Origin of the sequence: Streptomyces olivochromogenes, from assembly GCF_021538895.1 — a bacterium.
Classification (GTDB): Bacteria; Actinomycetota; Actinomycetes; order Streptomycetales; family Streptomycetaceae; genus Streptomyces; species Streptomyces olivochromogenes_A.
On record NZ_JADDRL010000191.1, the window covers coordinates 1 to 10,321 of the forward strand.

General features: G+C 72.3%; 10 protein-coding genes. 3 read left to right on the top strand and 7 right to left on the bottom strand.

The window, feature by feature from the left end; translation table 11 throughout:
• Positions 1 to 24: 24 nt before the first annotated feature.
• The 6 genes from IPZ69_RS44680 to IPZ69_RS44705 all read right to left on the bottom strand — a co-directional run bounded on the left by IPZ69_RS44680 (position 25) and on the right by IPZ69_RS44705 (position 6,103).
• The gene (locus IPZ69_RS44680; protein WP_235460646.1) at positions 25 to 1,014 is read right to left on the bottom strand and encodes a zinc-dependent alcohol dehydrogenase family protein; all 990 of its coding nucleotides are present in this window, start codon (positions 1,012 to 1,014) and stop codon (positions 25 to 27) included.
• Positions 1,011 to 1,856, bottom strand: a complete 846-nt coding sequence (locus IPZ69_RS44685; protein ID WP_235460647.1) for a carbohydrate ABC transporter permease — start codon at positions 1,854 to 1,856, stop codon at positions 1,011 to 1,013. Before IPZ69_RS44685 ends, IPZ69_RS44680 begins: the two co-directional genes overlap by 4 nt.
• The gene (locus IPZ69_RS44690; protein ID WP_235460648.1) at positions 1,853 to 2,791 is read right to left on the bottom strand and encodes a carbohydrate ABC transporter permease; all 939 of its coding nucleotides are present in this window, start codon (positions 2,789 to 2,791) and stop codon (positions 1,853 to 1,855) included. Before IPZ69_RS44690 ends, IPZ69_RS44685 begins: the two co-directional genes overlap by 4 nt.
• On the bottom strand, positions 2,788 to 4,158 hold the full coding sequence (locus tag IPZ69_RS44695) for an ABC transporter substrate-binding protein (protein WP_235460649.1): 1,371 nt from the start codon (positions 4,156 to 4,158) through the stop codon (positions 2,788 to 2,790). Before IPZ69_RS44695 ends, IPZ69_RS44690 begins: the two co-directional genes overlap by 4 nt.
• A 79-nt stretch (positions 4,159 to 4,237) precedes the next feature.
• Complete coding sequence (locus tag IPZ69_RS44700) at positions 4,238 to 5,008, bottom strand: DeoR/GlpR family DNA-binding transcription regulator (RefSeq protein ID WP_235460650.1); 771 nt, start codon at positions 5,006 to 5,008, stop codon at positions 4,238 to 4,240.
• Between the two features lie 285 nt (positions 5,009 to 5,293).
• On the bottom strand, positions 5,294 to 6,103 hold the full coding sequence (locus IPZ69_RS44705; protein ID WP_235460651.1) for an NAD-dependent epimerase/dehydratase family protein: 810 nt from the start codon (positions 6,101 to 6,103) through the stop codon (positions 5,294 to 5,296).
• 205 nt (positions 6,104 to 6,308) lie between these two features.
• Here IPZ69_RS44705 and IPZ69_RS44710 point away from each other — a divergent pair, with 205 nt between their 5' ends.
• Positions 6,309 to 7,250 carry a 5-dehydro-4-deoxyglucarate dehydratase gene (locus IPZ69_RS44710; protein ID WP_235460652.1) on the top strand — a complete coding sequence of 314 codons (942 nt, stop codon included), beginning with the start codon at positions 6,309 to 6,311 and terminating at the stop codon, positions 7,248 to 7,250.
• A complete protein-coding gene (locus tag IPZ69_RS44715; RefSeq protein WP_235460653.1) occupies positions 7,247 to 8,410 on the top strand; it encodes a hypothetical protein in 1,164 nt (387 codons plus the stop codon). The genes IPZ69_RS44710 and IPZ69_RS44715 overlap by 4 nt, the downstream gene beginning before the upstream one ends.
• Here IPZ69_RS44715 and IPZ69_RS44720 read toward each other — a convergent pair.
• On the bottom strand, positions 8,347 to 9,579 hold the full coding sequence (locus IPZ69_RS44720) for an MFS transporter (protein ID WP_235460654.1): 1,233 nt from the start codon (positions 9,577 to 9,579) through the stop codon (positions 8,347 to 8,349). The genes IPZ69_RS44715 and IPZ69_RS44720 overlap by 64 nt on opposite strands.
• A gap of 261 nt (positions 9,580 to 9,840) precedes the next feature.
• Between IPZ69_RS44720 and IPZ69_RS44725 the strand changes: the two genes are divergently transcribed.
• Positions 9,841 to 10,321: TIGR03086 family metal-binding protein (locus IPZ69_RS44725; RefSeq protein ID WP_235460655.1), on the top strand; the 481-nt coding region annotated here is incomplete at its 3' end.

Here is a 10,321-nt window from a genome sequence, read left to right on the forward strand (position 1 = left end):
CCCACCCGTCGGGGCCGCCAACGGTCACGGCACCACCACGATCTTGCGGCCCACCCCCGCCGCGAACTGGTCCAGCGCGTCCGGGTACCGCTCCAGCGGAATCCGGTCGCTGATGAAGACCTCCGGATCGAGCACCCCGTTCGCGAACAGCTCCGCCGCCCGCTCGAAGCTGTGCAACACCGCCATCGAGCCGGTGATGGTGATCTCCTGGTTGTACACGCGGTACGGGTCGATGGTCACCCGGGTCTCGTAGTCGGCCACTCCGAACTGCAGGAACGTGCCCGCCTTGGCCACCCGGTCCAGGCCGTCCTGGATCGCCGCCGCGTTGCCCGTCGCGTCGACGACCACGTCCCAGCCCTGCGGCCGGTCCAGGTGGTCGGCGTTCTCGGCGCAGGCCGAGACACCGAGCCGCAGGGCCGTCTCCAGGCGGGACGGGTTCACGTCCACGACGTCCACGCTCGCCGCGCCGGTGCGCTTGGCCAGCTCCAGCATCATCAGGCCCATGGTGCCGGAGCCGTAGATCAGCACATGGGCGCCCAGCCGGCTGCGGAGCACGTCGTAGCCGCGCACCGCGCACGACAGGGGTTCGATCAGCGCCGCGTCCTGGGTGCGGATGTGGTCGGGCAGCCGGACGCAGTTCGCCACCGGCGCCAAGGCGTACCGCGCCGCTCCGCCGGCGGTGGTCACGCCGATCGCGGCCCACCGCTCGCAGAGGTTGTTGTGGCCGGTACGGCAGTACCGGCACTCGTAGCAGTACAGCGACGGGTCCACCGCCACCCGGTCGCCGACCGCGACCTCCGTGACCTGGCTGCCGACGCCCACCACCTGGCCCGCGAACTCGTGCCCCGGGACGATCGGCAGCTTGGGCGCGAACTCGCCCTGGAGGATGTGGAGGTCCGTGCCGCACAGCCCGCAGGCCGCCACCTCCACGACGACCTCGCGCGGGCCCGGCGTCGGGTCGGGGACCTCGGCGACGACGGCGCGGCCCACGGACTCGATGACGGCGGCCTTCATTTCACGGCTCCCAACGACAGGCCCTGGACCAGCTTGTCCTGGGCGGCGAACCCCGCGGCGAGCACCGGCAGGGAGATGACGAGCGAGGCGGCGCACACCTTCGCCAGGAACAGGCCCTGGCTGGTGATGAAGCCGGTCAGGAAGACGGGCGCGGTCTCGGCGACCACGCCGGTGAGCACCCGGGCGAAGAGGAGTTCGTTCCAGCTGAAGATGAAGCAGATCAGGGCCGTGGCGGCGATCCCGGGCAGGGCGATGGGGGCCACGACCCGGGCCAGGATCGTCGGCAGCCGGGCGCCGTCCACCCGCGCCGCCTCGATCACGGCGACCGGGACCTCGGCGAGGAACGACTGCATCATCCACACCGCGATCGGCAGGTTCATGGAGGTGTAGAGGATGACCAGGAGCCAGATGTTGTCCAGCATTCCGGCGTTCTTCGCGAACAGGTAGATGGGCAGCAGGCCCGCCACCGCCGGCAGCATCTTCGTGGACAGGAAGAAGAACAGGACGTCCGTCCACTTCCTCACCGGCCTGATCGACAGGGCGTACGCGGCCGGCAGCGCCAGCAGCAGGACGAACAGGGTCGACGCCAAGGACGCCACGGTCGAGTTGATCAGCGCGGGCCAGGGGCTCGCGCCGCCGCCGGTGCCGAAGAACTCGCGGTAGCCGTCCAGGGTGAGGGAGGCGGTGAAGGACGGCGGGTTGGTCGCCGCGTCCGACTCGGAGTGGAAGGACGTCAGCGCCATCCACGCGATGGGCAGGAAGAACAGGATTCCCGCCAGCCAGGCCACCAGGCCCAGACCGGCCCCCTTGCGGCGGCGTACGGGTACGGCCATGGCGCTCATGCGCGGGACACCTCCTCGCGGAACAGCGACGACACCACCCGCAGGGCGAAGGTCGCGATGATGATCGAGCCGATGACCACGAGGACGCCCGCGGCCGAGGCGAGGCCGTTCTCGTGGGCCTGGTAGAAGCTCTGGTAGACGATGTAGGGGAGGTTGGCGGTGCCCAGGCCGCCGGACGTGATCGTGAAGACCGCGTCGAAGTTCTGGACGATGTAGATCGAGCCCAGCAGGGCGCCGAGTTCGAGATAGCGGCGCAGGTGCGGGAGCGTGAGGTGGCGGAAGACCTGCCAGTCGTTCGCGCCGTCCACCCGCGCGGCCTCGATCTGCTGCTGGTCGCGGCTCTGCAGGCCGGAGAGCAGGATCAGCATCATGAAGGGCGTCCACTGCCACACCAGGGAGGCCTCGACCGCGAGCAGCGGGGTGCGGGAGATCCAGTCCGGCTGGGGGCCGCCCACATAGTGCAACAACCCATTGAGCAGGCCGTATTCAGGGTTGTAGAGCACATGCTTCCAGAGCAGGGCCGCGGCCACGGGCACGACCAGGAACGGGGCGATGAGGAGCGTGCGCACCACGCCCCGGCCGCGGAACCTGCGGTCCAGGAGCAGGGCGAGGGCGAGGCCCAGGACCAGGCTGACCAGCACCACGGCCACGGTGAGCAGCACCGTCGTCCACACCGAGTGGCGCAGGTCGGCGTCGGTCAGGACCTGGTGGTAGTTGTCGAGGCCGGTGAAGTGGCGGGCCTTGGGGTAGAGGGCGTTCCAGTCGAAGAAGGAGATCACCAGCGTGGCCACGAACGGCAGCTGGGTCACGGCGATCATGAACAGCAGGGCGGGCAGCAGCGGGGCCCGGGTGGCCCAGGCGCGCAGGCGGGCCGAGGGCTGCCGCGGTGTCCGTACGGACGGAGTGGCGAGCGGGGCTGTCGTCGTGGCGGTCATCGTCCCTCGTACTCCTTGGAGATGTTCTCGGCGAGTTGCTGGGACTTCTTCAGGGCCGCGTCGACGGACTCGCGTCCGGCGATGGCCGCGCTGATCTCCTGGGAGACCTTGGTGCCGAGGTCGGTGAACTCGGGGATGCCGACGAACTGGATGCCGGGCGCGGGGCGCGGCTGCACGCCGGGGTCGCCGGGCCGGGCGTTCTCGATGGCCTCCTTGGTCATGTCCTGGAAGGCGGCCGCCTCCTTGCGGTAGGCGGCGTTGGAGTACGTCGACGCGCGCTTGCCCGCCGGGACGTTCGACCAGCCGCTGGTGTCGCCGACCAGCTGCTCGTACTCCTTGCCGGACGCCCAGGACACGAACTTCCAGGCCTTGTCGGGGTTGCGGGAGGCCTTCTGGATGCCCCAGGCCCAGGTGTAGAGCCAGCCGGAGGACTCGGTCCTCTCGACCGGGGCGGGTGCGTAGCCGAGCTTGCCCTTGACCGGGGAGTCGGCCGCCTCCAGCAGGCCCGCGGCGGAGGTGGCGTCATACCACATGGCGACCTTGCCCTGGGTCATGTTGTTGAGGCACTCGGCGAAACCGGACTGGGCCGCGCCCGACTCTCCGTGCCGGCGGACGAGGTCGACATAGAACTTCGTCGCCTTTTCGAACTCGGGGGAGTCGAGGCGGGCCTTCCAGTCCTTGTCGAACCAGGTGCCGCCGAAGGTGTTCACGACGGTGGTGAGCGGCGCCATCACCTCGCCCCAGCCGGGCAGTCCGCGCAGACAGATCCCCTTCATGCCGGACTCGGCGCCGTCCGCCCTCGCCGCGAGGTCGGCCACCTGGGTCCAGGTCGGGTGCGCGGGCATCGTCAGGCCCTTCTCGGCGAACACGTCCTTGCGGTACATCAGGAAGGACGACTCGCCGTAGAAGGGCTGCCCGTAGAGCTTGCCGTCGTCGCCGGTCAGGGACTGGCGCATCGGCTTGAGGACGTCCTGTTCGTCGTACGCCCGGTCCTTGGCGACGTACGCGTTCATGTCGTGCAGCCAGCCGTTGCGGGCGTAGATGGGTATCTCGTAGTTGCTCAGGGTCGCCACGTCGTACTGGCCGGCCTGGTTGGCGAAGTCCTGGCTGATCTTGTCGCGGACGTCGTTCTCGGGCAGGACGGTGAAGTTGACCTTGATGCCGGTCTCTTTGGTGAAGTGGGCGGCGGTGAGTTTCTGCAGTTCGGTCATCTGCGGGTTGTTGACCATCAGCACGTTGATGGAGTCGCCGCCGGAACCGGACCCGCCCGCCCCGGCCCAGCAGCCGGTGAGCAGCGGGGCGAGCAGCGTCCCTGCGGTGGCCATGGCGAGCGTGACTCGCGGCCTCCGTCGGCTCTGGGTGCGCATGGATCGCTCCTGGATGTATAGGGGCATAAGGGGCATCCCGTGGTGTGGAGCACCCCGGGAGAGTGCCGTCGTAGGAGATTCAGACCCGGATGACCTGTGGACCCAGCAACGAGTACCGGTGGGCCTCGGTCGCCGGGAGCAGCGTGCTCGTCACGATCGCCTCCAGCGTGCCGACCTCGGTGAACCGGCAGAAGCTGACCGCCCCGAACTTGGTGTGCACGCCCGCGAAGACGGTGCGCCGCGCTGCCCGGACGGCCTGGGCCTTGACCTCGCTGACCGCCGGGTCGGGGGTGGTCAGGCCGTGCTCGCGGGAGATGCCGTTGGCGCCGATGTAGGCGAGGTCGACGACGAAGCCGGCCAGCATCTTCGTTGTCCAGTGGTCGACGGTCGCCAGCGTGCCGGGGCGGACCCGGCCGCCGAGCAGCAGCACGGAGGTGTTCTCGGCCTCGGCGAGGGCGCCGGCGACCGGCAGGGACGCGGTGACCACGGTCAGCGGTCGGTGCGTCGGCAGGGCCTCGGCGATGAGCTGCGGGGTGAAGCCCTCGTCGACGAAGACCGTCTCCGCGTCCCCGAGCAGCTCGGCCGCGGCGGCGGCGATGCGGCGCTTCTCGGGGACGTGGCTGGTGGCGCGGAAGGCGAGCGTCGTCTCGAACCCGGCGCTCTCCACGGGGTAGGCGCCGCCGTGGGTGCGGCGCACCAGGCCGTGGTCCTCCAGGGCGCGCAGATCGCGCCGGATGGTCTCCTTGGCCACGCCCAGGCGGTCGGCGAGCGTGGTGACGTCGACGGCGCCGGTGGCGCGCGCGGCCAGCACGATCTCGCGCTGGCGTTCTTCCGCCGTCCTGGTGCTCATGTCGTCACCCGCTTCCCTGTGGAGCTGCCCGTTCGGGCCATGGGGGAAGTTCTACAGCGGGCGCGCGGCGCTGACCAGGTCTGTTCCTCATTCGATACTGCCCGTGTCTGCCCGTTTGCCGAGCGCTGTGCCCGGCTCGGACCTGCGCCGCTGCCCCGTCGCGCGTGGGATCGGGCAGCGCGGATGCCCGAATGGGGCGGCGGGCGGGCCCGTTTGGGCGCCCGCCCGCCGTCGAGGGCGATCGTTTCCGCCGCGCCCGCCCGCGTCGGTCGGGTGCCGGCCGGGTCAGTGCGGCCAGATCGGCGGGTCGGTCACGAAGTGCCCGCCCAGGTGGCTGTGCGCGGGGTTCTGCGGGTCCAGCTCGCCCTGCTCGGCGATCAGCTTCTCGGCGTACGGCTCGGAGTCGTCCCGCGGCTCGTAGCCGAGCGCCCGCGCGGTCGTCAGGTCCCACCACAGGCGGGTGTTCGCGGAGGAGCCGTAGACGACGGTGTGGCCGACGTCCTCGGCGGTGAGCGCCGCGTGGAAGAGACGGGCGCCGTCGCCGGGGCTCATCCACACCGAGAGCATCCGGACGCTGGTCGGCCGCGCGAAGCAGGAGCCGATGCGCACCGAGACGGTCTCCAGGCCGTGCTTGTCCCAGTAGAGCTGGGCGAGGTCCTCGCCGAAGGCCTTGGACAGGCCGTAGAAGGTGTCCGGGCGGCGCGGGGTGTCGATCGGGATCAGCGGGTCGGTGCCGCGCGGGGCCGGGGTGAAGCCGACCGCGTGGTTGGAGGAGGCGAAGACGATCCGGCCGATCCCCTCCTCGCGGACCGCCTCGTACAGGTTGTACGTGCCCTCGATGTTCGCCCTGAGGATCTTCTCGAAGGGCGCCTCCAGGGAGATGCCCGCGAGGTGCAGGACCGCGTCGACGCCCCGGACGGCCTCGCGCAGGGCTCCCCGGTCGCCGAGGTCCGCCGTGATCGCGTTCGGCTCGCCCTCGACGGGGCGCACGTCGAACAGGCGCAGCTCGTAGCCGTACTCCGGGAGCAGGTCCCGCATCAGGGTGCCGAGCCCGCCGGCGGCGCCGGTGAGCAGAACGGTGCGGGGAGCGGGCATCCTCAGTCTCCATCCATGGACGGAATTCACATCCGCAGACACGCTAGGGAGCGGTGACGTGCGCAGTCAAGGGTGACGCGGAGCGGGGAAATCCGCCCCCGTGTTGCTCGTTTGCGTGCTTGACCCGCCCTGATGGGCGACCGTAGCGTGGTCGCGTTCAGAAATATGGACGCCGATCAGAGACATGCACCGACAGGGAGCGCTCGTGACGCCAGCCCCTCTCGCCGCCCGACTCCGTTCCCCGAGCGGGCCGCTGTTCTTCCCGGTCACGGCCTACGATCCCGACGGCGCCGTCGACCTCGACGTCTACCGCACCCATGTGCGCCGGGGCGTCGAGGCCGGCGCCGCCGCCGTGTTCGCCTGCTGCGGCACCGGGGAGTTCCACGCGCTGCTGCCCGAGGAGTTCGAGGCCTGCGTACGGGCGGCCGTCGAGGCGGCCGAGGGGCGGGTGCCGGTCGTCGCTGGCGCCGGGTACGGCACGGCGCTCGCCGTCCGGTACGCGTGGCTCGCGCGGACGGCCGGCGCCGACGGGCTCCTCGCCCTGCCGCCCTACCTCGTGCACGCCGGGCAGGAGGGCCTGCTGCGGCACTACCGGCAGCTGGCCGGGGCCACCGACCTGCCGCTGATCGTCTACCAGCGCGACAACGCCGTGTTCACCCCGCACACCGTGGTCGAGCTGGCGCGCACGCAGGGGATCATCGGCTTCAAGGACGGCCTGGGCGACCTGGACCTGATGCAGCGGATCGTCAGCGCCGTCCGCACCGAGGCCCCCGGCGACTTCCTGTACTTCAATGGACTGCCCACCGCCGAACAGACCCAGCTCGCCTACCGCGCCCTCGGCATCACCCTCTACTCCTCCGCCGTGTTCTGCTTCGCCCCCGAGATCGCCCTCGCCTTCCACCGCGCACTGGAGAACGGCGACGAGAACACCGCGCACCGCCTGCTGGACGGCTTCTACCGTCCCTTCGTCGAACTGCGCGCCCAGGGCCGCGGCTACGCCGTCGCCCTCGTGAAGGCGGGCGTACGGCTGCGCGGCCTCGACGTCGGCGAGGTACGACCTCCCTTGCACGAGCCGAGCGAGGATCATGTGAAGCAGCTCGCTCAGCTCGTCGAGCGCGGGTACGCGCTGCTGGAGGAGGACGCATGAAGGCCTCGGCATTCGTCTATCCCTGGGACGTCAACGGCGACCCGGAGGCACCCGCGCGGATCGCCGCGCTCGGCGCGGACCAGGTGACCCTGGCCTCCGCCTACCACTCCACACGCGCGCTGACCCCGCGCCACCCCCGCCACCGCATCGTCACCGCCGAGCACGCGGCCGTGCTCTACCCCGCCGACGACCGCTGGGCGGACCGCGCCCTGCGCCCGTACCCGGCCGGCGACTGGGCCCCCGGAGACGCGTACGGCGAGGCGGCCGAGGCGCTCACGGCGGCCGGCCTCGACGTGCACACCTGGGTCGTCCTCGCGCACAACTCCCGGCTGGGCACCGACCACCCGCAGACCTCCGTCGTCAACGCCTACGGCGACCGCTACCCGTGGGCGCCGTGCATCGCGCAGCCCGCCACGCGCGCGTACCTGCTGGACCTGGCCGCCGAGGCCGCTGTACGGCCCGGCGCGCGCGGCACGGAGCTGGAGTCCCTCGGCTGGTATGGGCTGGCGCACCTGCACGCCCACGACAAGACCGCCGGGGTGGGCCTCGGGGACGTCGGCCAGTACCTGATGTCGCTGTGCTTCTGCCCCGCCTGCGGCGCGGGCTACGCGCAGATCGGCCTGGACTCCGGGGAGCTGTCGGCCGCCGTGCGCACCGCCCTGGAGCCGCTGTGGCGGGGCGCCCCCGACGACGGGGGCTGGGCGGCGGTGGAGAAGCTGCTCGGCGAACCGGCGGCCGCGGCCACGCGCGCGTGGCGCGACGAGACCGCCCGCGGCCTGCAGACGGACGCCGTCGCCGCCGTCCGCGCCGCCGCGCCCGACGGCTTCCAGGTGCTCCTCCACGCGGACCCGGTCTCCTACCACTGCGGCGCCAACGCGGGCGTGGACCCCGCGCACGCCCTGTCCTTGGCGGACGGCGTGGTCGTGCCCTGCACGGGCGGACCTGACCTGCTCACGCCCTTCGCCGAACGGGCCCGCGAGGACACCGTGCTGGCCGCCAACCTCACCGTGGTCTCCGGGCTGGGCGGCAGCCCCGGCACCCTGGCGGCGGACGCGGCGCGGGCACGCGACCTCGGCGCGACGGAACTGCGGCTGTATCACGCCGGGTTGGCGTCGGACGCGGACCTGTCGGCGGTACGGGAGGCGCTCGCCGCGCTCTGAGCCAGGACGGCGGCCGTCACGAGGAGCGCGAGGCCGAACAGGGCCAGGAGCAGCCGGTGGTCCACCGCGTCGGCCAGGCCGGCGCCGAGCGCCAGACCGATCACGTTCGGCGTGAAGAGCAGCGTGCCGGCGGTCGCGCTCACCCGGCCCAGCAGCGGCCCGGGCGTCTCGCGCTGGACGGCGGTGAGCGCGGCGATCAGCACGCACGGCAGCCCCAGACCGATCGCCGCGCCGCTCACCAGCGCCACCGCGGTGGACGGGACCGCCCGCGCGGCCACCGCGACGGCCAGCAGCGCGATCCCGCCCGCCGCGAACCGGCGCGCCCCCAGGAGGCGCAGCGCGGGTCCGGAGACCAGCCCCACCGCGACCGATCCCGCCCCCTGGACGGCGTACAGCACACCCGCGTAGGCGGGGGCGCGGCCGAGGCCGTCCACCACGGCGTACGTCATCGTGCCGTTCAGGGCGGCGAAGAACATGGTCGTGCCGCCGGCCAGGACCAGCGGGCGCAGCCGGGGATGTCCCCACAGGTGACGGGCGCCCTCGGCGGTCTGTTCCCGCCAGGCGCCGGCGGGCCGGTCCTGCGGCACCTCGTCGACCCGCAGGAGAGCGCACAGCCCCGCGGCCAGCGCGAAGGTGACCGCGTCCAGGAGCGCGACGGCCGCTCCTCCGTACGCCGTGTACAGGCCCGCCCCGGTCAGCGGGGCCACCAGCTTCATGCCCTCGGTGGCGGTCGTCCGCAGCCCGTTGAAGTCGCCGAGGAGGCCGGGGTCGACGGCGGCGGCGACGAGGGCCGACTCGGCGGCGTCGTGCACCACGCCGATGGCGCCGTACACGAACAGCACGGCGAACAGCAGCCACACCCCGGCCGCCGAGCGGACGCAGAACAGGCTCAGCAGGAGCGCGCCGAGGCCGAGGTCGGCCCGGATCAGCAGGGGCTTGCGGCGGACGCGGTCGGCGAGGGCGCCGAGCGCCGGGCCGGCCAGGGTCGGCGCCCACATCGCGAGCATGCACAGCGCGGCCGCCCCGTTCGAGCCGGTGAGGTCCTTGACCCAGATCCCGGACGCCAGCCACAGCGAGGACGTCCCGAAACCGGACACCACCACGCCCGCGAGATACAGCCGCGCGTTGCGGTCCCGCAGGACGCGCGTCGGAGTCCCGTTGGTTGTCATGCCTGGTCATCGTGGTTCTAAGGCGTGCCGGGCGGCATCGGGCAGGTGCCCTAGGTCCTGTCGTCAAACTCGCGTCGTCCGCCCGAAGGGCGGGCCTCGCGGCGTCATGGGGGTCCCCCTGCTCGAAGAGCTTGGGGGAGCGTGCATGGCGTCGCGGGCCAGACGGGAGTTTGACGACAGGGCCTAGAGATCGCCGATGAGTTTTCGGGCGCCGGCCGGTCCACCCTGGGTACGGGCACCGCACCCTCGAAGGAGCAACGGATGAGCGACACGATCTTCGACCTCGGCCCGCAGACACGCGCGGTGGCGCGGCTGGCCGAGCGCGTGCGCGATGACCAGCTGGCCGCCGCCACGCCGTGCCCGGACTACCCGGTGCGGGCCATGCTGGGCCATCTGATCGGACTGTCCGTGGCCTTTCGCGACGCGGCCCGCAAGAACCTGGGCGCCACGACCGACACCAGCCCGAACAGCCACCTGCCGGACATCGGGCCGGGCTGGCGCGAGCAGCTGCCCCAGGTGCTCGACGACCTCGCCGAGGCCTGGCGGGACCCCGCCGCCTGGACCGGCATGACCCGCGCGGGCGGCGTGGACCTGCCCGGCCGGGTGGCGGCCGCCGTCGCGGCCGACGAGCTGGTGATCCACGGCTGGGACCTGGCCCGCGCGACCGGCCTGCCCTACGAGCCCGACCCCGGCGCCCTGGAGGCGTCCTACGGCTTCCTGCGCGCCGCGGCCGACCCGTCCG

Coding starts and splice junctions, on each gene's coding strand:
- IPZ69_RS44685 (WP_235460647.1), bottom strand. CDS start 1,856: ATGAGCGCCATGGCCGTACCCGTACGCCGCCGCAAGGGGGCCGGTCTG.
- IPZ69_RS44700 (WP_235460650.1), bottom strand. CDS start 5,008: ATGAGCACCAGGACGGCGGAAGAACGCCAGCGCGAGATCGTGCTGGCC.
- IPZ69_RS44720 (WP_235460654.1), bottom strand. CDS start 9,579: ATGACAACCAACGGGACTCCGACGCGCGTCCTGCGGGACCGCAACGCG.
- IPZ69_RS44715 (WP_235460653.1), top strand. CDS start 7,247: ATGAAGGCCTCGGCATTCGTCTATCCCTGGGACGTCAACGGCGACCCG.
- IPZ69_RS44695 (WP_235460649.1), bottom strand. CDS start 4,158: ATGCGCACCCAGAGCCGACGGAGGCCGCGAGTCACGCTCGCCATGGCC.
- IPZ69_RS44680 (WP_235460646.1), bottom strand. CDS start 1,014: ATGAAGGCCGCCGTCATCGAGTCCGTGGGCCGCGCCGTCGTCGCCGAG.
- IPZ69_RS44705 (WP_235460651.1), bottom strand. CDS start 6,103: ATGCCCGCTCCCCGCACCGTTCTGCTCACCGGCGCCGCCGGCGGGCTC.
- IPZ69_RS44690 (WP_235460648.1), bottom strand. CDS start 2,791: ATGACCGCCACGACGACAGCCCCGCTCGCCACTCCGTCCGTACGGACA.